Annotated in this window: 19 protein-coding genes; 10 read left to right on the top strand and 9 right to left on the bottom strand. The window is 65.4% G+C overall.

Features of this window, described 5'->3' with window-relative positions; genetic code table 11:
* Together kdsA and pyrG are read right to left on the bottom strand one after the other, a co-directional pair.
* Positions 1–858, bottom strand: coding sequence for a 3-deoxy-8-phosphooctulonate synthase (kdsA, locus tag AC07Z7_RS16210; RefSeq protein ID WP_494766892.1), 858 nt, complete (start codon positions 856–858; stop codon positions 1–3).
* 12 nt (positions 859–870) lie between these two features.
* Positions 871–2,529 (bottom strand): CTP synthase, encoded by a 1,659-nt coding sequence (gene pyrG / locus AC07Z7_RS16205; RefSeq protein WP_252657883.1) that lies wholly within the window; start codon positions 2,527–2,529, stop codon positions 871–873.
* 91 nt (positions 2,530–2,620) lie between these two features.
* Here pyrG and coaBC point away from each other — a divergent pair, with 91 nt between their 5' ends.
* The 4 genes from coaBC (at position 2,621) to AC07Z7_RS16185 (ending at position 5,499) form a co-directional block, all read left to right on the top strand.
* Positions 2,621–3,844, top strand: a complete 1,224-nt coding sequence (coaBC, locus tag AC07Z7_RS16200) for a bifunctional phosphopantothenoylcysteine decarboxylase/phosphopantothenate--cysteine ligase CoaBC (protein ID WP_494766891.1) — start codon at positions 2,621–2,623, stop codon at positions 3,842–3,844.
* 21 nt (positions 3,845–3,865) lie between these two features.
* Positions 3,866–4,342: a hypothetical protein gene (locus AC07Z7_RS16195; RefSeq protein WP_252657885.1), complete on the top strand. Its 477-nt coding sequence runs from the start codon at positions 3,866–3,868 to the stop codon at positions 4,340–4,342.
* Positions 4,339–4,785 carry a dUTP diphosphatase gene (dut, locus tag AC07Z7_RS16190; protein WP_094285759.1) on the top strand — a complete coding sequence of 149 codons (447 nt, stop codon included), beginning with the start codon at positions 4,339–4,341 and terminating at the stop codon, positions 4,783–4,785. Before AC07Z7_RS16195 ends, dut begins: the two co-directional genes overlap by 4 nt.
* A gap of 207 nt (positions 4,786–4,992) precedes the next feature.
* Positions 4,993–5,499, top strand: a complete 507-nt coding sequence (locus AC07Z7_RS16185; protein ID WP_094285761.1) for an outer membrane lipoprotein — start codon at positions 4,993–4,995, stop codon at positions 5,497–5,499.
* Between the two features lie 80 nt (positions 5,500–5,579).
* Here the strand turns inward: AC07Z7_RS16185 and AC07Z7_RS16180 are convergent, their stop codons facing one another.
* Positions 5,580–6,104: an FKBP-type peptidyl-prolyl cis-trans isomerase gene (locus AC07Z7_RS16180; RefSeq protein WP_094285763.1), complete on the bottom strand. Its 525-nt coding sequence runs from the start codon at positions 6,102–6,104 to the stop codon at positions 5,580–5,582.
* Positions 6,105–6,157: 53 nt separating this feature from the next.
* On the opposite strand from AC07Z7_RS16180, the gene AC07Z7_RS16175 reads away from it, so the two are divergent.
* The 3 genes from AC07Z7_RS16175 (at position 6,158) to AC07Z7_RS16165 (ending at position 8,378) form a co-directional block, all read left to right on the top strand.
* Positions 6,158–7,294: a JmjC domain-containing protein gene (locus AC07Z7_RS16175; RefSeq protein ID WP_494766890.1), complete on the top strand. Its 1,137-nt coding sequence runs from the start codon at positions 6,158–6,160 to the stop codon at positions 7,292–7,294.
* Between the two features lie 13 nt (positions 7,295–7,307).
* Complete coding sequence (locus AC07Z7_RS16170; RefSeq protein WP_494766889.1) at positions 7,308–7,829, top strand: hypothetical protein; 522 nt, start codon at positions 7,308–7,310, stop codon at positions 7,827–7,829.
* A gap of 264 nt (positions 7,830–8,093) precedes the next feature.
* Positions 8,094–8,378, top strand: a complete 285-nt coding sequence (locus AC07Z7_RS16165; RefSeq protein WP_094285769.1) for a hypothetical protein — start codon at positions 8,094–8,096, stop codon at positions 8,376–8,378.
* Positions 8,379–8,502: 124 nt separating this feature from the next.
* Here the strand turns inward: AC07Z7_RS16165 and AC07Z7_RS16160 are convergent, their stop codons facing one another.
* The 6 genes from AC07Z7_RS16160 to AC07Z7_RS16135 all read right to left on the bottom strand — a co-directional run bounded on the left by AC07Z7_RS16160 (position 8,503) and on the right by AC07Z7_RS16135 (position 13,515).
* Positions 8,503–9,300: an MBL fold metallo-hydrolase gene (locus AC07Z7_RS16160; RefSeq protein ID WP_494766903.1), complete on the bottom strand. Its 798-nt coding sequence runs from the start codon at positions 9,298–9,300 to the stop codon at positions 8,503–8,505.
* 101 nt (positions 9,301–9,401) lie between these two features.
* Entirely contained in the window at positions 9,402–10,496 is a 1,095-nt protein-coding gene (gene bamC / locus AC07Z7_RS16155) for an NlpB/DapX family lipoprotein (protein ID WP_494766888.1), read from the bottom strand.
* Positions 10,497–10,550: 54 nt separating this feature from the next.
* The gene (gene dapA / locus AC07Z7_RS16150) at positions 10,551–11,450 is read right to left on the bottom strand and encodes a 4-hydroxy-tetrahydrodipicolinate synthase (protein ID WP_494766887.1); all 900 of its coding nucleotides are present in this window, start codon (positions 11,448–11,450) and stop codon (positions 10,551–10,553) included.
* 30 nt (positions 11,451–11,480) lie between these two features.
* Entirely contained in the window at positions 11,481–12,035 is a 555-nt protein-coding gene (locus tag AC07Z7_RS16145; RefSeq protein WP_494766886.1) for a class I SAM-dependent methyltransferase, read from the bottom strand.
* 83 nt (positions 12,036–12,118) lie between these two features.
* Positions 12,119–12,274 (bottom strand): hypothetical protein, encoded by a 156-nt coding sequence (locus AC07Z7_RS16140; RefSeq protein ID WP_494766885.1) that lies wholly within the window; start codon positions 12,272–12,274, stop codon positions 12,119–12,121.
* Between the two features lie 23 nt (positions 12,275–12,297).
* A complete protein-coding gene (locus tag AC07Z7_RS16135; RefSeq protein WP_494766884.1) occupies positions 12,298–13,515 on the bottom strand; it encodes an MFS transporter in 1,218 nt (405 codons plus the stop codon).
* A gap of 129 nt (positions 13,516–13,644) precedes the next feature.
* Here AC07Z7_RS16135 and AC07Z7_RS16130 point away from each other — a divergent pair, with 129 nt between their 5' ends.
* The 3 genes from AC07Z7_RS16130 to parC are packed head-to-tail and all read left to right on the top strand — an operon-like array spanning position 13,645 to position 18,889.
* A complete protein-coding gene (locus AC07Z7_RS16130) occupies positions 13,645–15,627 on the top strand; it encodes a DNA topoisomerase IV subunit B (protein ID WP_494766883.1) in 1,983 nt (660 codons plus the stop codon).
* A gap of 48 nt (positions 15,628–15,675) precedes the next feature.
* Positions 15,676–16,521, top strand: a complete 846-nt coding sequence (locus AC07Z7_RS16125; protein WP_494766882.1) for a lytic transglycosylase domain-containing protein — start codon at positions 15,676–15,678, stop codon at positions 16,519–16,521.
* A 10-nt stretch (positions 16,522–16,531) separates the two neighbouring features.
* Positions 16,532–18,889: a DNA topoisomerase IV subunit A gene (gene parC, locus AC07Z7_RS16120; RefSeq protein WP_494766881.1), complete on the top strand. Its 2,358-nt coding sequence runs from the start codon at positions 16,532–16,534 to the stop codon at positions 18,887–18,889.
* The last annotated feature ends 18 nt before the right edge of the window (positions 18,890–18,907 follow it).

The raw sequence follows: 18,907 nt of genomic DNA, 5'->3' as shown, positions 1-18,907 counted from the left end.
TCAAGCTCCAAAGTTGTTTTCGAGGAATCCGTTTTTCTTGGTGACCTCGTCGAGCGCCACCAGCGTTTCGAGCAGCGCCTTCATGTGTTTGAGCGGCACGGCATTAGGGCCGTCCGACCAGGCTTCGGCGGGGCGGGGGTGGGTTTCCATGAACAGGCCTGCCACGCCCACGGCTACACCGGCGCGGGCCAGCACCGGCACCATATCGCGCGCGCCGCCGCTCACGGCGCCCAGCCCGCCAGGCTTTTGCACCGAGTGGGTCACGTCGAACACCACGGGTGCGCCGGAGTTGCGCATCTCGGCCAGGCTGGTCATGTCCGCCACGAGGTTGTTGTAGCCAAAGCTCACACCGCGCTCGCAGGCCAGGAAGCGGTCTTCCGACAGGCCTACTTCGGCCGCTGCAGACCGGGCCTTGTCGATGACGTTCTTCATGTCCCAGGGCGCAAGGAACTGGCCCTTCTTGATGTTCACCGGCTTGCCGCTTTGCGCCACCGCACGGATGAAATCCGTCTGGCGGCACAGGAAGGCAGGCGTTTGCAGCACATCGACCACGCTGGCCACCTCGGCCACATGCGAGGTGTCGTGCACATCGGTCAGGATGGGCAGCTGCAGCTGGCGGCGCACTTCGTCGAGGATCTTCAGGCCGACTTCCAGCCCCACACCACGCTTGCTGGTGCCCGATGAGCGATTGGCCTTGTCGAACGAGCCCTTGTAGATCAGCGGAATGCCCAGCGGCGCACAGGCTTCCTTGAGCTGGCCCGCAACGTCGAGTGACATCTCCAGGCCTTCAATGGAGCAGGTGCCCGCGATCAGAAAAAAGCGATGTTGAAGGCCAACGTCGAATCCGCACAGCTGCATGGTGAGGTCCCCTTAGGCTTTTTTCGCGGCTTGCTGGTGTTCCACGGCCGCCTTGATGAAGGCGTTGAACAGCGGGTGGCCGTTCCAGGGCGTGGACTTGAACTCGGGGTGGAACTGCACGCCGATGAACCAGGGGTGGACGTTTTGCGGCAGCTCCACGATCTCGGTGAGCTGCTCGCGCTGCGTCAGTGCCGAGATCACCAGGCCCGCCTTGCGCAGCTGGTCCAGGTAGTTCACGTTGGCTTCGTAGCGGTGGCGGTGGCGTTCGGTCACCACGTCGCCGTAGATGCTGTGGGCCAGCGTGTCCTTGGACACATCCGAGCTTTGTGCGCCCAGGCGCATGGTGCCGCCCAGGTCGGAGTTCTCGTCGCGGGTCTTGATGGTGCCGTCAGCGTCCTTCCACTCGGTGATCAGGGCGATCACGGGGTGGGGCGTGGTGGGGTCGAACTCGGTGCTGTTGGCGTTGGCGAGGCCTGCCACATGGCGCGCGTACTCGATGGTGGCCACCTGCATGCCCAGGCAGATGCCCAGGTAGGGCACCTTGCGCTCGCGGGCGAACTGGGCCGTGGCGATCTTGCCTTCCACACCACGCTGGCCGAAGCCGCCGGGCACCAGGATGGCGTCGTACTGGGCCAGCTTGGCGGCTGCGTCGGCGCTGTCGATGGTTTCGGAATCGACATGGTCGATCTTCACGCGCACATGGTTGCGCATGCCAGCGTGGCGCAGGGCTTCGTTCACGGACTTGTAGCTGTCCGACAGGTCCACATACTTGCCCACCATGGCAATGGTGACTTCTCCCTGGGGATGTTCGGTTTCATACACCAGGTCGTCCCAGCGCTTGAGGCTGGTGGGCGGGGTGTTCAGGCGCAGCTTGTCGCAGATCAGGCCATCGAGGCCTTGCTCATGCAGCATACGAGGCACCTTGTAGATGGTGTCCACGTCCCACATGCTGATCACGCCCCATTCGGGCACGTTGGTGAACAGCGAGATCTTGGCGCGCTCTTCTTCAGGGATGCGGCGGTCGGCACGGCACAGCAGTGCGTCGGCCTGGATACCGATCTCGCGAAGCTTCTGCACCGTGTGCTGGGTGGGTTTGGTCTTGAGCTCGCCCGCTGCCGCGATCCAGGGCAGGTAGGTCAGGTGCACGAAGGCCGCGTTGTTCGGGCCCATGCGCAAACTCATCTGGCGCACCGCTTCGAGGAAGGGCAGCGATTCGATGTCGCCCACGGTGCCGCCGATCTCGACGATGGCCACATCCACGGCATCGGGCGTGCCGATGCCGGCGCCGCGCTTGATGAATTCCTGGATTTCGTTGGTGACATGGGGAATGACCTGCACGGTCTTGCCCAGGTAGTCGCCGCGACGCTCCTTCTCCAGCACAGACTGGTAAATCTTGCCCGTGGTGAAGTTGTTGGTTTTCTTCATGCGCGTTTCGATGAAACGCTCATAGTGGCCCAGATCCAGGTCGGTTTCTGCGCCGTCGTCGGTCACAAACACCTCGCCGTGCTGGAACGGCGACATGGTGCCCGGGTCTACGTTGATGTAGGGGTCAAGCTTGATGAGGGTGACTTTGAGTCCCCGCGATTCGAGGATCGCGGCAAGGGAGGCTGAGGCGATTCCCTTACCGAGGGAAGACACCACACCGCCGGTGACGAAGACAAATTTGGTCATGTCTTTTTTGGTGGTGGGAAATTGGGATTATAGATGGCACCCCGGCGACACCCCCGGGGGGAGGGTCACCCCCGTCTGCTAAATTCGCCCCATGAATGAGCTTGCTGGCAAACACATTGTTCTGGGTCTGAGTGGGGGCGTGGCTTGCTACAAGGCAGCCGATCTGTGCCGCCAGCTCATCAAGGAAGGGGCCACCGTGCAGGTGGTGATGACCGAAGCGGCCGCGCAATTCATCACGCCGGTGACCATGCAGGCCCTGTCGGGCCGCACCGTGTATGGCTCGCAATGGGATGCCCGTGAGCCGAACAACATGCCCCACATCAACCTGAGCCGTGAGGCCGATGCGATCCTGATTGCGCCCTGCAGCGCAGATTTCATCGCGCGGCTGGTACAGGGGCGGGCGGACGAGTTGCTCAGCCTGTTGTGCCTGGCCCGCCCGGCGCAATCGGTGCCCCTGCTGCTGGCCCCGGCGATGAACCGCGAAATGTGGGCCCATCCTGCCACCCGGCGCAACCTGGCCCAGGTGGCGCAAGATGGTGCCGTGGTGCTGGGCGTGGGCAATGGCGACCAGGCCTGCGGCGAAACGGGCGATGGCCGCATGCTGGAGCCCGAGGAGCTGCTGGAGGAGCTGATCGCCTTCTTCACCCCCAAGACGCTGGCCGGGCGCCGGGTGCTGGTGACGGCGGGCCCCACCTTTGAAGCCATCGACCCGGTGCGGGGCATCACCAACCTGTCGAGCGGAAAAATGGGCTTTGCGATTGCGCGTGCCGCCCGCGAGGCGGGCGCAGATGTCACACTGGTGGCCGGGCCCGTGCATGTGCCTACGCCCCGTGGGGTGCAGCGTGTGAATGTGCAGTCGGCCCAGGAGATGCTGGCGGCCGTGCAGCGGAATGTGCAGGCGGCGTCGGTGTTCATTGCCACGGCTGCCGTGGCGGATTGGCGGCCTGCCAGCCAGTCCTCACAGAAGATCAAGAAAGACGGCTCAGGCCAGACACCGAGCCTGGAGTTTGTCGAGAACCCGGACATCCTGGCCACGGTGGCCAAGTCATCACATGCCCTGCAGGGCGACCTGTTCTGCGTGGGCTTTGCGGCCGAAAGCCATGACCTGCTGGCCCACGCCACGGCCAAGCGCGTGCGCAAGGGGGTGCCCCTGCTGGTGGGCAACATCGGCCCGGCCACCTTCGGGCAGGATGACAATGCCTTGTTGCTGGTGGACGCTCAGGGGCACCGCGAGCTGCCCCGGGCCTCCAAACGCGTGCTGGCCCAGCAGCTGATGGGGGAGATTGCGGCGCGATTGCCGCCTTTGGGGTCGTAGGGGTCTTTGCCGGGAGGCTGTATGAAGACTGGTGCTACCAAGCCTGAATGGGACACGCCGCCCGATGGCGACTTTGCGCGTTATGTGGAGCGGCTGACTGCGCCAGCACCTGTCCGAGGCACGCAGACTCCAGCGCCTGGCTCCACTGCCGCCCAGAAGCCCGCTGCGGCAGCTGGGGGGCGCCCGGTGTCCCAGTCGGTTCCGCCGGATCTCGCGCTGGTTCTGAAGCCTTTGCTGGGTGTTGTGCGTGCGGTGCGCGCCGTGCTGCTGGTGTTGATTGCGTTGCACGGGGTGGCGTTGTTCATGTTCAGCCAAGGGTCTTTGCCGGGGCTGGCGGTCATGGCGGCCATCTGGTGGGGGCTGGGGCGTTTGATGGAAGTGGCTCCCAAGGCCCTATCATCCGCAGCCCCCGGGGTCGCGTCAGGCGTGGAACCCTTGCAGGAGCGTCTGCGGCAAGTGGCCCAGCAGCGCACAACTGGAAAGAAGAAACAACCGTGAAGATTGACGTGAAGATTCTGGATCCGCGCATGGCGGACCAATTGCCCACCTATGCCACGCCCGGCAGCGCTGGGCTGGACTTGCGGGCCTGCCTTGATGCGCCGCTCACCTTGCAGCCCAATGCATGGCAACTGGTGCCCACCGGCATATCCGTCTACATCAAGGACCCGGGGTACGCCGCCCTGATCCTGCCGCGCTCCGGCCTGGGTCACAAGCATGGCATCGTGCTGGGCAACCTCGTGGGTTTGATCGACAGCGACTACCAGGGGCAGCTCATGGTGAGCGCCTGGAACCGCAGCAATGTGGCCTTCACGCTGGAGCCCATGGAGCGCCTGGCCCAACTGGTCATCGTGCCGGTGGTGCAGGCGCAGTTCAACATCGTCACCGAGTTTGAGGCCACCGAGCGGGGTGAAGGCGGCTACGGCTCGACGGGCAAGGCCTGACGTCCACGGCGCCACCGGGTTGGCGCGGCATTTGTAAGACGGCGCTTACTTTTTTGCGTCTCTGTTACCGACACGGCATGGGGCCATGTGTCTACGCGGCAGAACCCTGCCGCGTTGTTCCAATCAACCATGTGTCTGGGGTGCCTGCTGTGTATGTAGCTTTGGCAGTTTGCCCCGGACTGGCTCTCATGACTTCAGGAGATTGAAATGCTGCAATTCACCCGCCGCCCTCTCGCCATTGCTGGCGTGGTTGTCCTGGCTGGATCTTTGGCCGCCTGTGGCCACAACCGCCCGGCGCCCGCTCCCCAGTATTCGGGGGGCTATTCCAGCGGCTACCAGACCGCACCGGCCTACCCCAACAACCCAGTGGGTACCGAGTATGGCCGCGTGTCGAACATCGAGGTGATGCAGGGGCGCTCTCAGGGGCAAACCTCTGGCGCAGGGGCCGTGCTCGGTGCCGTGGTTGGCGGTGTCCTGGGCAACCAGGTGGGCAAGGGCTCGGGCCGTGCGGCCGCCACGGCGGTGGGCGTGCTCGGCGGCGCCGTGGCTGGCAACGCCATTGAGGGGCGCAACAACCAGGAGTACGTGCAGGGTTACCGCCTGTCCATCCACCTGGACCAGGGTGGCTACCGCGTGTACGACGTGAGCAGCCCAGGCGATTTGCGCATTGGTGACCGCGTGCGCCTGTACAACGGCCAGATCTCGCGCCTTTGAGTTGAAGGGCTGAAGGAAAACGGGCGCTGTGAATTTCTTCAGAGCGCCCGTGTACTTATGGGAGCCTTGCCGCAGGAGGCTCAGTGCAGCATTGAGCTGCCGGGCGCCTGGGGTTGCACGCGAAAGAAGCCCGTACCGGCTGTGCCGCGGCCAATTTCTTCCTCGGTGGCTTCGCGTACGGCCTGTACGGTGAGCTGCAGGCGCAGGGCGATGCCCGCCAGAGGGTGGTTGCCGTCCAGAACCACATGTTCAGGGTAGATCTCAGCCACGGTGTAGAGCGCGGTGCGGGGGGCATCCGGGTTGCAGCCTTCCGGCAGGGCCATCCCGTCAAACGTCATGCCTTCTTCGATTTCTGCGGGGAACAACGCACGGGGTTCCAGGAACAGCAGCTGGTCGTTGAAGTCGCCAAACGCATCCTCGGGTTCGAGGTGCAGCGCCAGGCTGGCACCAGGGCCGTGGCCTTGCAGCGCCTCTTCGATGCGGGGCAGGAGATCGTCGCCGCCGACCAAAAACTCCACGGGCTCATCGAGCACATCCAATTCTTCGCCCAGCGTGTCCTTGAGCGTCCAGGTCAGAGCGACCACACATTGTTGGGTAATTTCCATAGGAGAATTGTCGCAGTTTGACCAACCGCCCCGCCCAGGGGCCCTGTTTTTCCATGGATATCCAGCAACCCCTTTCCCTGCTCGGTGGCCTCACCCCCGCGCAATTCATGCGCCGCCACTGGCAGAAAAAGCCGCTGCTGGTGCGCCAGGCCATCCCCCGGTTTGCGCCGCCCGTGTTGCGTTCCGAGCTGTTTGCTCTGGCTGCCCAGGAAGGCGTGGAGTCGCGCCTGGTGCAATTGGTCAAGGGTACCTGGAAGCTGCGCCACGGCCCCTTCAACCGCCGTGCGTTGCCTGCATTGCAGCAACCCGACTGGACCTTGCTGGTGCAAGGGGTGGATCTGCACAACGATGCGGTCCATGCGCTGATGCAGCAGTTTCGTTTTGTGCCCGAGGCGCGGCTGGACGATCTCATGATCAGCTATGCCAGCAATGGCGGTGGCGTGGGGCCGCATTTCGACAGCTACGACGTCTTTCTGCTGCAGGCCCATGGCAAGCGCCGCTGGCGCATTGGCCGCCAGAAGGACTTGACGCTGCGCGACGACATTCCCCTCAAGGTGCTGGCGCAGTTCGAACCGGAAGAAGAGTTTGTGCTGGAGCCGGGCGATATGCTGTACTTGCCGCCACGCTATGCCCATGACGGCATTGCCGAAGGTGAGTGCATGACCTATTCCATCGGTTTCCGTGCCCCGGCGCGTGCAGAGCTGGCCCAGGAACTGCTGGTGCGTCTGGCGGAAGATGCCGGGGATGCCGACGAGGACAAACCGCTGCTCTATCGGGATGCTGGCCAGGAGGCCGTTGCGCAGCCTGCTCACATTCCGGCAGGGTTGTATGAGTTTGCGCGCGAGGCGCTCGCCCGCGCGTTGGCACAGCCCCTGGTGTTGGAGCGCGCGCTCGGTGAATACCTCACCGAGCCAAAGCCCAGCGTGTGGTTCGAGCCCGGGGATGCGGGCGTGATGCTGGAAGGCGTGCGCCTGGACCGCAAGAGCCGCATGATGTACGACGCGCAGCACATCTTCATCAATGGCGAAAGCTACCGCGCCGCCGGGCGCGATGCCACGCTGATGCGGCGTCTGGCTGACGAGCGCCAGCTGACGGCGCGCGAGCTGGCCCGCGCTAGCGACGATGCGCTGGAGCTGCTGTCCTCCTGGTGCGATGCAGGCTGGGCCCATGTCTGGACGGGCAGCCACTGATCAGGAGTCCGTGATGACCGATATGGCAGCCCCTTCGCCCGAGCCTCTGCACGACCTGCCCACCGGGCGGTTCAGTGGCCGGGACGCGTTCCAGCAGATGGTGCGCGATGCCTTCGCCACGGCGGCGCGGGATGGCTGGCAGGAGATTGTGATCAGCGATGCCCATTTCCACGACTGGCCGCTGGGCGAGCGCGGCGTGGTCGAATCCCTGCAGGCCTGGGCCCACAGCGGCCGACGTTTCACCATGCTGGCCTGCAGCTATGACGACGTGATCCGGCGCCATGCCCGGTTTGTGCGCTGGCGCGGCACCTGGGACCACATCATCACTTGCCGCCGCAGCCCGGCGGCCGACCCCCTGGACCTGCCCAGCGCTCTGTGGTCGCCGCAGTGGGTCATGCACCGGCTTGACCCGGAGCGCTGCGTGGGGGTGTCGGGCAGCGAGCCCGATCGCCGGGTGCTGTTGCGGGAGTCGCTCAATGAATGGGTGCGCAGCAAGAGCACCCCTGGGTTTCCCTCGACCACGCTGGGCCTGTAGACCGCCGCGTTGCAAGCAGCCCGGATGGGGCGGGCAGGGCGGGCTGCTGTGTGGCAAGGCCACCACGGCTTCGCGTCCCATGCGCGAAGTCAAGCTGGTGTAAAGCTTTCGTCAGTGTTAGTCAGTATTGACTAAAAATCAATATAATCAATGGTTGCGCCAAAAAGGTGCAAATCAACGCTTTGTGCCAATGCGTACCAGGGCTTCCGAGGGCCTGACGCCGTGGCTTTTCAAGATTCTGTCTGTCCAACTAGGAAAATCGAAATGAAGAACTCTCTCGTTCTGGCCGCCCTGATCGCTGCTGCTGCACTCGCCGCTTGTGGCAAGAAGGAAGAGCCCGCTCCAGCACCTGCTCCCGCACCCGTGGAAGCTCCTGCCGCTGCGCCCGCTCCTGCCGCCGAACCAGCCGCTCCTGCCGCTTCCGACGCAGCTGCAGCCCCTGCCGCCGCTCCTGCTGCTGACGCCGCCGCTGCTCCAGCTGCCGACGCTGCCAAGGCCGCTGCTGACGCTGCTGCCACCGCCGCTACCGGCGCTTCCGCAGCCAAGTAAATCGCTGCAGGCTCCGGGCTGACCCTGTGTCGGCCTGTGTCACGGCCCCGCACCGCAAGGTCCGGGGCTTTTTTTTGCTTTTGTTGTCTGTGGTGGGGGATTGACCGCCCCTGGCCAAGCCTGGTCAGCGGCTCGGGGCGCTATCGCCCACGCCCAGCCAGTCGGTCCCCTGGGTGGGGCTGGCCACGATGATGTCCTCGGCCAGCCAACCCAGTGCTGCGGCAAGGGCCTCTTGCGCGAGGCGAGGGGCATTGTTTTGTGCGCTCAGGTGGGCGGCCACCACCTGTCCCAGGCCCGCGTGTTGCACCGCGCGCAGGATCTCGGCCGTGGCGGCGTTGGCCAGGTGGCCGTAGGGGCCGCCCACCCTGCGCTTCAGAAAGGGCGGATAGCGCGAGGCCTGCAGCAGGCCGGGGTCGTGATTGGCCTCGATCAGGAGGGCATGGCAGCCTTGGAGCTGCTCCAGCACATGGACACTGGCGTGCCCCAGGTCGGTCAGCACGGCCAGGTGGGCGTTGCCGTCGGAGCAGCGCAGCTGCAGCGGCTCTCGGGCGTCGTGGGGCACCGTGAAGGGCAGGGCCTGGAAGCTGCCCAGGTCCACGGCTTGCATGTCACGCGCGACATGCAGCAAGCCGTCGAAGTCCGGGAACCCCAGGGCTGCATGGGTGCCTTCGCTCATCCACACCGGAATGCGGTAGCGCACGGCCAGGGCCTGGGCGCAGCCGATGTGGTCGGAGTGTTCATGGGTGATGAAAACGGCGTCGAGGTCTTCAGGCTGCAGATGGGCCTGGGCCAGCCGGGCTTGCAGCTGGCGGATGCCGAACCCGCAGTCGATCAGCAGGCGGTGGGTGTGCCCACCGCTGCAGCCTTCGACCACGGTGGCGTTGCCCGTGCTGCCGCTGCCCAGATTCTTGAAGCGCAGCATGGAATAGTGGTGGGCGGGGGCGGACGGCGGCTTCAAAAAACACACCCTGCCAGGGGCCGGGAGCCCAGGGCAGGGTGGTGGTGTGGGAGCGCCCTGGTTTGTTACTTCAGGTCGTCGGTGATCACGCGCACGATGCGCTCGGCATTGGCCGAGGTTTCGGGGGCGCCTGCTGCGTTGAGCACGGACACGGTGGTGGACTCACCCTGGCTGCGCACCACGATGCGGTACTTGAGCGGAGGTGTGGCGGCCGAGGAGCTGCTGAACAGCTTGCCGAAGAAGCCGGGTTCCTTCTTGTCGGCGTTGGGGGCCACATAACGCACGAAGTACGTGCCTTCGTTGCGGTTGCGGTCTTCCACCGTGAAGCCGGTGCGGTCCAGCGCCAGGCCCACGCGGCGCCATGCGCGGTCGAAGCCCTCGTCCAGCTGCACCACTGGCTGGTTGTTGACGGTGGCCATGCGCGCTGTCTGCGCGCGCGGCGCCGGGGCGGCGGCAATGGCGCGGGATTGCTCCTGGCTCACGCCCAGCTTGACCATCAGGCGGCGCAGGAATTCGGTTTCCAGCTCCGGGTCGGAGGCGCGGGGCTGCCACACCGTGTTGTCCTTGGTGGTGGTGCCATAGACCTCGATCATGCCGCGGTGGCTGATGTAGATCTCGGTGCCGCCATTGGCATTGCGCTCCAGGCGGGTACGGAACTTGTCGCGTTCGCCGGTGGAGTACAGCGAATCCAGCATCTTGCCCAGCGTGGAGCGGATGAAGTCCTGCGGCAGCTTGGCGCGGTTTTCGGCCCAGTCGGTTTCCATGATGCCGACGTTGGACTCGGCCTGGGTCAGGTTGAAGCCGTTTTCCTGCCAGAAGTCGCGCACGGGCTCCCAGAGCTTGTCGGCGGGGCGGTTGACCACCAGCCAGCGCTGGTTGCCGTCGCGCTCGATGCGCACATCGCCCAGCTGCAGGGCGGCGGCGTTGGCCGTGCCGGAGGGCTGCGCGGCCTGGCCCGCCTGCAGGGCGGCGGCCGATACCGGGCCACCTGGCACGGCATAGCGCGAATCGCGCGACAGCTGTGTCAGGTCAGGCGGGACTTCCAGGGTCGAGCCCTTGGCGGCGCTCTTGTAGTCGATCTTGTCGCCTTCGAGGGCGGCGCAGGCGGACAGGGCCATGGCGAGGGCCAGCAGGCTCAGGCGGGTGGTAGCAGCTTTCACGCGGAAATCCTCGGGAAGAAGTGTCTCAGGGAGCCGGGCGTGGCCCGGGTTGGATCAGGCCAGCAGGCCGCTGCTGCGCAGTGCAGCTTCGACAACGGCTTCGTTGCCACTGGTCAGCGGCGTCATGGGCAGGCGCATGGTGCCACCACACAGGCCCATGCGGGCCATGGCCCACTTGACCGGGATGGGGTTGGCTTCGACGAACAGGTTCTTGTGCACGGGCATCAGCTTGAACTGGATTTCCATGGCGCGGCGTGCATCGCCTGCCAGGGCGGCCACACACAGTTCGTGCATCAGGCGCGGGGCCACGTTGGCCGTCACGCTGATGTTGCCGTGGCCGCCGCACAGCATCAGGGCCACGGCGGTCGGGTCGTCGCCCGAATACACGCCAAAGCCCTGGGGAACGTCACGGATCAGCCACTGGGCGCGTTCGATGTTGCCGGTGGCTTCCTTGATGCCGATCACGCCGGGCACCTGGGCCAGGCGCAGCACGGTGTCGTGCTGCATATCGGCCACCGAGCGGCCGGGCACGTTGTACAGCACGATGGGCAGGTCGCCCGTGGCTTCGGCAATCGCCTTGAAATGCTGGTACTGGCCCTCTTGCGTGGGCTTGTTGTAGTAAGGCACGACCTGCAGTTGGCTGTCGGCGCCGACCTTCTTGGCGAACTTGGCCAGCTCGATGGCTTCAGCGGTGGAGTTGGCGCCGCAGCCGGCCATGATGGGCACGCGCTTGGCGGCCTGCTCGACGGCTACGCGGATGATCTCGCAGTGCTCTTCGACATTGACCGTCGGCGATTCGCCCGTGGTGCCCACCACGCCGATGCAGTCGGTGCCTTCGGCGATATGCCAGTCGATCAGTTTGCGCAGGGTGGGGTAGTCCACGCTGCCGTCCGCGTGCATGGGGGTGACGAGGGCGACGATGCTGCCGGTAAGAGGCACGGAGGAAGAGGTCATGTCCGCAGTGAAAAACGGTAAAAGGGCATTCTAACTAGCCGCGATGGACAAAAGATGCCGGGAAGGCTCGCCAGGCCGCGGGAGTTCCCGCACGGCCGTGATGCGTTGCACAAAACGCGCGGGTTCGTCCAGGAACCCGTCTTCGTAGGCCACCACGCGCAGCCCCTGGCAGGCGCCCAGCAGCTCGCCGGGTGCGAGCAGGAACTCGGGCCGCGCAGGGCGCCCCACGGTTTCGTTACCCAGGGCAAAGGTCTCGTAGACCAGCACGCCACCGGCGGCGACGCTGTCCACGATGGTGGGCAGCAGCGGCCGCCAAAGGTAGTTGGTGACCACCACGGCGCCAAACTGGCGCCCTGCCAGGGGCCAGGGCCCGTTCTCGATGTCTGCCAGCAGCAGCTCGCCCAGGCCGTCGCAGGCGGCCAGGGCCTCGGCGGATCGGTCCACGCCCACCACCGGGTGCCCCAGGCTGCGCAGCCAGCGCAGGTGGCGGCCCGCGCCACAGGCCACGTCCAGCACCGTGCTGCCGGGGGGAATCAGGTGGGCCCAGCGTCGGACCCATGCGGAGGGAGCTTCAGTGCCATGCATGGTGCTATTTAATTTATAGCTATAAAGGCTTTTTCAGCGCGCGCAAAGGCCCAAAAAAGCCTTGAAATCACCCGATGTGGCCGTCAGAAACAGGCCCACATCTGGTCGGCGAGCATCACCATGAACTCGGGCATGGTGTACATGCCAAACACCGCCAGGCACAGCAACACGGCCACGGCCCCGCCCAGCCAGCGCAGGGCGCGCGACCGAGGTGTGGGGGGCGGAGATGGTTGGTGCATGGTGGGTCAATCAGGCGGTCCGGTCAGGCGGGCTGCGGGGCGGAACGCTGGATGGGGCTTTCCTTGACGGGCAGGTTCACCAGCCCGGCAAACACGCCCAGGCCGATGGCGATGTACCAGACGATATCGTAATTGCCCGTGGCGTCATACAGATAGCCGCCCAGCCACACCCCCAGGAAGCTGCCGATCTGGTGGCTGAAGAACACAAAGCCGCCCAGCATCGACAGGTGCTGCACGCCAAAGATCTGCGCAATGGTCGCGTTGGTAGGGGGCACGGTGGACAACCACAGCGCGCCCATCACCGCCGAGAACACGTACACCGACAGTGGTGACAGCGGCACCAGCAAGAAGATGCTGATCGCCACCGCGCGGGCAAAGTAAATGAAGGCAAGGATGTGGCGCTTGGGCATGCGCTGACCCAGCGCGCCTGCAATATAGGTGCCGAACACATTGAACAGCCCGATCAGCGCCAACGCATAGCTGGCCACCTGGGGCGACAGGCCATGGTCCTTGAGGTAGCTGGGCATGTGCACGCCGATGAACACCACCTGGAAGCCACACACAAAGTAGCCCGCCATCAGCAGGTTGAAGCTGGGGTAGCGGAAGGCCTCGCCCAGCGCCTGCAAGATGGTTTGCTCGCGCTTCACCGGCGCCACGCCCTGGAAGCCCGGCTCGCGCAGTCCAAAGGCCAGGGGCACGATGAGCAACACGGCCATCGACAGCACCAGCAGCGCCTGCTGCCAGCCCAGACCCGCGATGAGCCAGCCTTCGACCGGCACCATCAGGAACTGCCCGAACGAGCCCGCGGCCGCCGCCACACCCATGGCCCAGGAGCGCTTTTCGGGCGCAATCTGCCGCCCCAGCACGCCATAGATCACGGCATAGGTGGTGCCCGCCTGCGCGGCGCCAATCAGCACGCCTGCCGTCAGTGCAAACAGCGTGGGCGTGGGCGACAGCGCCATGCCTGCCAGGCCCAGGCCATACAGCACGGCACCGCCCATGAGCACGCGGAACGCACCAAACCGGTCGGCCACCATGCCCGCAAAAATGCCGATCAGGCCCCAGGACAGGTTCTGGATGGCGATGGCCAGCGCGAACGACTGGCGCGTCCAGCCCATCTCTTGCGTGATGGGCAGCAGCCACAGGCCAAAGCCATGGCGGATGCCCATGGACAGTGTCACGATGGCCGCACCGCAGGCCAGCACCTGGAACATGGACAGTTTGGGAGTATTCATATGCATGCGCAGGAATGTAGCCAGATTGCGTGAAACGCGCTGATACACCCGCGACCAATACAGTCGCCGTAAGGGTTGCCAATAACTGGTTTTTTATCCAGCTTCGCCGCGCCTGCCGCACTACAATCCGCCGCTATGTCTGCCAAACCGTCTTCTGCATCCGCCAGCGAATATTCCGAAGGTTCGATCCGCGTGCTCAAGGGCCTGGAGCCCGTCAAGCAGCGCCCGGGCATGTACACCCGCACCGACAACCCCCTGCACATCATCCAGGAGGTGCTGGACAACGCCGCCGACGAGGCGCTCGCCGGGTATGGCAAGAAGATCCGCGTCACCCTGCATGCCGATGGCTCGGTGAGCGTCGAAGACGATGGCCGGGGCATCCCCTACGGTATGCACCCCGAGGAAAACGCACCGGTGATCGAGCTGGTGTTCACCCGCCTGCACGCGGGGGGCAAGTTCGACAAGGGCAAGGGCGGCGCCTATAGCTTCTCCGGCGGCCTGCATGGCGTGGGTGTGTCAGTCACCAACGCGCTGGCCACTCGGCTGGAAGCCACCAGCTACCGCGAGGGCAAGGTGGCGCGCCTGGTGTTTGCGGCCGGTGATGTGATCGAGCCCCTGGTGGCCCGCCCGCTGGAGGCGGGCGAGCGCAAGCAGGGCACCTCGGTGCGCGTGTGGCCCGACGCGAAGTATTTCGAATCCAGCGCCCTGCCCATGGGCGAACTCACCCACCTGCTGCGCAGCAAGGCGGTGCTGATGCCGGGCGTGACGGTGCAGTTGGTCAATGAAAAGACGCGCGACACACAAACCTGGCAGTACAAGGGCGGCCTGCGCGACTACCTGATGCAGACGCTGAACGGCGACCCGGTGATCCCGTTGTTTGAGGGCGAGGGTTTTGCCGACCGCAACAACGAAAGTTTTGCCGAGGGCGAAGGCGCCGCCTGGGCTGTGGCCTTCACCGAAGACGGCCAGCCCATGCGCGAGAGCTACGTCAACCTGATTCCCACCAGCGCGGGTGGCACGCACGAAAGCGGCCTGCGCGACGGCCTGTTCAACGCCGTCAAGAGCTTCATCGAGCTGCACAGCCTGCTGCCCAAGGGTGTCAAGCTGCTGCCCGAAGACGTGTTCGCGCGCGCCAGCTATGTGCTGTCGGCCAAGGTGCTGGACCCACAGTTCCAGGGCCAGATCAAGGAACGCCTGAACTCGCGTGACGCGGTGCGCCTGGTCAGCGGCTTTGTACGCCCCGCGCTCGAACTGTGGCTCAACCAGCACGTTGAATACGGTAAGAAGCTCGCCGAGCTGGCCATCAAGGCCGCGCAGACGCGCCAGAAGGCGGGCCAGAAGGTCGAAAAGCGCAAGGGCTCCGGCGTGGCCGTTTTGCCCGGCAAGCTCACCGACTGCGAGAGCCGCGACACCGCGCACAACGAAGTGTTCCTGGTCGAGGGCGACTCGGCCGGCGGCAGCGCCAAGATGGGCCGCGACAAGGAAAGCCAGGCCATCCTGCCGCTGCGCGGCAAGGTGCTCAACACCTGGGAGGTGGAGCGCGACCGCCTGTTTGCCAACAACGAGATCCATGACATCTCGGTGGCGATTGGCGTGGACCCGCACGGCCCCAATGACACGCCCGACCTGAGCGGCCTGCGCTACGGCAAGGTCTGCATCCTGTCCGACGCGGACGTGGACGGCTCGCACATCCAGGTGCTGCTGCTCACGCTGTTCTTCCGCCACTTCCCCAAGCTCATCGAAGCCGGCCACATCTACGTGGCGCGCCCGCCGCTGTTCCGCGTGGACGTGCCCGCCCGGGGCAAGAAGCCCGCCGTCAAGATGTATGCGCTGGATGACGGCGAGCTGGCCGCCATCCTGGACAAGGCCGAAAAAGACGGCGTGCCCCGCGAGAAATGCCAGATCAGCCGCTTCAAGGGTCTGGGCGAGATGAACGCCGAGCAGCTGTGGGAAACCACGCTCAACCCCGACACCCGCCGCCTGCTGCCCGTGCAGCTGGGCGACATGGACTTTGCCGCCACCGAAGGCCTCATCACCAAGCTCATGGGCAAGGGCGAAGCCGCCGCGCGCCGCGAGCTGATGGAGCTGCATGGCGACGCGGTCGAGATCGACATCTAGGAAGGTGTGACCGAACCGACGCCTCCACTGGCTGTCTGTGGCAAAAATATGAATAAAAACAGTGCTTTCCGCGCATCTGTATTGGGTTTGTTGCTATGTTTTGTGCAGCAATTCGCCCATGCAGACCTGTGGGCGCATGTGGACGAGCGCGGCGTGACGCACTTTGCGGCCGAGCAGGTCGATGCGCGCTACCAGCTGTTTTTCCGGGGCAATGACTTTGACTCCACCCGCGATGCACCGGCCAATGCGTCGCCCATGCCTTATGCGCTGCCTGCAGCGGGCGCGCGCCTGCTGGCGTTTTTTGACATTGCGCCCGACTACAAGCGCGTCAAGCACCACCTGCGCGCTGCATCCACTCAGCACGGTGTGGATTACGAGCTGCTGCAGGCCGTGATCGCCACTGAATCCGGCTTTGACGCCACCGCCGTGTCGCCCAAGGGCGCCATCGGCCTGATGCAGGTGATGCCCGCCACGGCCAGCCGCTTTGGCGTGAGTGCGGACAAGAAGCGCACGGTGGAGCAAAAGCTGGCCGACCCCGCCGTGAACGTGCCCACCGGCACCCGCTATTTGCGGCATCTGCTGGACCTGTTCCCCGGCCGCATGGACCTGGCCGTGGCTGCCTACAACGCGGGCGAGGGCGCCGTGCAAAAGGCGGGCAACCAGGTCCCGGCCTTCAAGGAAACCCAGAACTATGTGCGCACCGTGCTGGGCCTGTATGCCCAGCTCAAGCCGCCAGCACCCGTGCAGACACAACGCGCCCTGCCGGGCCGTGTGCGCATGGAGCTGTCGGGCGGCGCGCAAAACCGGGGCAACCTGCCGCCCACCCAGGTGGCACAGACCCGCAACGCGCCGCAGACCGCGTTTGAACCCTTACCGACGATTCCGAACGAATGAGCGCTAACGAATGAGCGACCAACCCACTCTTGATTTCACGACCGCAGGCGATGACGGGGGCGACTCCCTGGGCCTGGCGGGCTACGCCCAGCGCGCCTACCTCGAATACGCGCTCTCGGTCGTCAAGGGCCGTGCATTACCCGATGTGTGCGACGGCCTCAAGCCCGTGCAGCGGCGCATCCTGTATTCGATGGACCGCATGGGCCTGGGCTACAGCGGCCCCACGCGTAATACTGCCGCCAAGCCGGTCAAGAGCGCCCGTGTGGTGGGCGATGTGCTGGGTCGCTTCCACCCCCACGGCGACCAGTCGGCCTACGACGCGCTGGTGCGCATGGCGCAGGACTTTGCCCAGCGCTACCCCCTGATCGACGGCCAGGGCAACTTCGGCAGCCGCGACGGCGACGGCGCCGCCGCCATGCGCTACACCGAAGCGCGCCTGTCGCGCATCACCAGCCTGCTGCTCGACGAAATCGACGAAGGCACGGTCGATTTCATGCCCAACTACGACGGCAGCACGGAGGAGCCGCGCCAGCTGCCCGCTCGCCTGCCGTTTGCGTTGCTCAATGGCGCCAGCGGCATCGCCGTGGGCCTGGCCACCGAAATCCCCAGCCACAACCTGCGCGAGATTGCCGATGCGTGTGTGGCGCTCATCAAGACGCCCTCGCTGAGCCAGGACGAGCTGCTGGCCATCGTGCCCGGACCCGACTACCCCGGCGGCGGCCAGATCATCAGCAGCCCCGGCGACATTGCGGACGCCTACCGCACGGGCCGTGGCAGCCTCAAGGTGCGCGCGCGCTGGAAGATCGAAGACTTGGCGCGCGGCCAGTGGCAACTGGTGGTCAACGAACTGCCGCCGGGCGTGAGCACGCAGAAGGTGCTGGAAGAGATTGAAGAAATCACCAACCCCAAGGTCAAGGCGGGCAAGAAGGCGTTGACGCAGGAGCAGACGCAGCTGAAGGCCAGCATGCTGGCTGTGCTGGATGTGGTGCGCGACGAGTCGAGCAAGGACGCGCCCGTGCGCCTGGTGTTCGAGCCCAAGACCGGCAAGACCCCGCAGCAGGAGCTGATCACCGCGCTGCTGGCCCACACCAGCCTGGAGACCTCGGCGCCCATCAACCTCACCATGGTGGGCCTGGACGGCAAGCCGGTGCAGAAGTCGCTGCGACAGATGCTGGAAGAGTGGATCGCCTTCCGCCAGACCACTATCACCCGCCGCAGCCAGCACCGGCTGAACAAGGTGCTGGACCGCATCCACATCCTCGAAGGGCGGCAGCTGGTGCTGCTCAACATCGACGAGGTGATTGCCATCATCCGCCAGGCCGAGGACCCCAAGGCCGCGTTGATTGCACGCTTCAACCTCAGCGACCGCCAGGCCGAGGACATCCTCGAAATCCGCCTGCGCCAGCTTGCGCGGCTCGAAGCCATCAAGATTGAGCAGGAGCTGAAAGAACTGCGCGAAAGCCAGGGCAAGCTCGAAGACATCCTGAACAACCCCGGCTCGCTGCGCCGCACCATGGTCAAGGAGATCGAGGCCGACGCCAAGACCTTTGCCGACGCACGCCGCACACTCATCCAGGCCGAAAAGAAGGCTGTGGCCGAAGTCAAGGTGGTGGACGAGCCGGTGACGGTGGTCGTCTCGCAAAAAGGCTGGGTACGCGCCCGCACCGGCCATGGTCACGAGGCCGCCAGCTTTGCCTTCAAGGCGGGCGACGGGTTGTACGGCACGTTCGAGTGCCGCACGGTCGATACCCTGCTGGCCTTTGGCAGCAACGGCCGCGTCTATTCGGTGGCGGTGTCGCTGCTGCCCGGCGCACGCGGCGACGGCCAGCCGGTGACCACGCTGATTGAGCTGGAAGCCGGCACGCAGCTGCTGCACTACTTTGCGGGGCCCGCCAACGCCTCGCTGCTGCTGTCCAATTCGGGCGGCTACGGCTTCCTGGCGGCGGTGGAGAACATGGTGTCGCGCCAGAAGGGCGGCAAGGCCTTCATTACCCTGGGCGAGGGCGAAACCGTGTGCGTGCCTTCGCACGCCGCAGGCAGCACAGGCAGCAAGCCGGTGGTGCCCGCCACGCATGTGGCCTGCGCGTCCACGGGCGGACGCATCCTCACGTTCGAGATCACCGAGCTGAAAACCATGGCCAACGGCGGCCGGGGGCTGATGCTGATCGACCTGGAAGACAAGGACCAGTTGGCAGGCGCGGCGGCCTACACCCGCAGCATTCGCCTGGACGGCGTGGGCCGGGGCGGCAAGCAGCGGGATGAGACGCTGGAGATCCGCAGCCTGAACAATGCCCGTGCCGCACGCGGCCGAAAGGGCAAGGCGGCGGACCTGGGCTTCAAGCCCACAGCGGTGACGCGGGTGGAGTAAGCCCCAGGCCTGACGAAG

The organism is Acidovorax sp. GW101-11A03 (assembly GCF_059424825.1).
The sequence above is the reverse complement of the archived record's forward strand: the minus strand, read 5'-3'. Positions and strand labels throughout refer to the sequence as shown.

Coding starts and splice junctions, on each gene's coding strand:
- AC07Z7_RS16130 (WP_494766883.1), top strand. CDS start 13,645: ATGTCTGCCAAACCGTCTTCTGCATCCGCCAGCGAATATTCCGAAGGT.
- AC07Z7_RS16140 (WP_494766885.1), bottom strand. CDS start 12,274: ATGCACCAACCATCTCCGCCCCCCACACCTCGGTCGCGCGCCCTGCGC.
- AC07Z7_RS16180 (WP_094285763.1), bottom strand. CDS start 6,104: ATGGAAATTACCCAACAATGTGTGGTCGCTCTGACCTGGACGCTCAAG.
- AC07Z7_RS16170 (WP_494766889.1), top strand. CDS start 7,308: ATGACCGATATGGCAGCCCCTTCGCCCGAGCCTCTGCACGACCTGCCC.
- pyrG (WP_252657883.1), bottom strand. CDS start 2,529: ATGACCAAATTTGTCTTCGTCACCGGCGGTGTGGTGTCTTCCCTCGGT.
- AC07Z7_RS16160 (WP_494766903.1), bottom strand. CDS start 9,300: ATGCTGCGCTTCAAGAATCTGGGCAGCGGCAGCACGGGCAACGCCACC.
- AC07Z7_RS16185 (WP_094285761.1), top strand. CDS start 4,993: ATGCTGCAATTCACCCGCCGCCCTCTCGCCATTGCTGGCGTGGTTGTC.
- AC07Z7_RS16195 (WP_252657885.1), top strand. CDS start 3,866: ATGAAGACTGGTGCTACCAAGCCTGAATGGGACACGCCGCCCGATGGC.
- AC07Z7_RS16165 (WP_094285769.1), top strand. CDS start 8,094: ATGAAGAACTCTCTCGTTCTGGCCGCCCTGATCGCTGCTGCTGCACTC.
- dapA (WP_494766887.1), bottom strand. CDS start 11,450: ATGACCTCTTCCTCCGTGCCTCTTACCGGCAGCATCGTCGCCCTCGTC.
- AC07Z7_RS16125 (WP_494766882.1), top strand. CDS start 15,676: ATGAATAAAAACAGTGCTTTCCGCGCATCTGTATTGGGTTTGTTGCTA.
- AC07Z7_RS16145 (WP_494766886.1), bottom strand. CDS start 12,035: ATGCATGGCACTGAAGCTCCCTCCGCATGGGTCCGACGCTGGGCCCAC.
- AC07Z7_RS16135 (WP_494766884.1), bottom strand. CDS start 13,515: ATGCATATGAATACTCCCAAACTGTCCATGTTCCAGGTGCTGGCCTGC.
- AC07Z7_RS16175 (WP_494766890.1), top strand. CDS start 6,158: ATGGATATCCAGCAACCCCTTTCCCTGCTCGGTGGCCTCACCCCCGCG.
- kdsA (WP_494766892.1), bottom strand. CDS start 858: ATGCAGCTGTGCGGATTCGACGTTGGCCTTCAACATCGCTTTTTTCTG.
- parC (WP_494766881.1), top strand. CDS start 16,532: ATGAGCGACCAACCCACTCTTGATTTCACGACCGCAGGCGATGACGGG.
- coaBC (WP_494766891.1), top strand. CDS start 2,621: ATGAATGAGCTTGCTGGCAAACACATTGTTCTGGGTCTGAGTGGGGGC.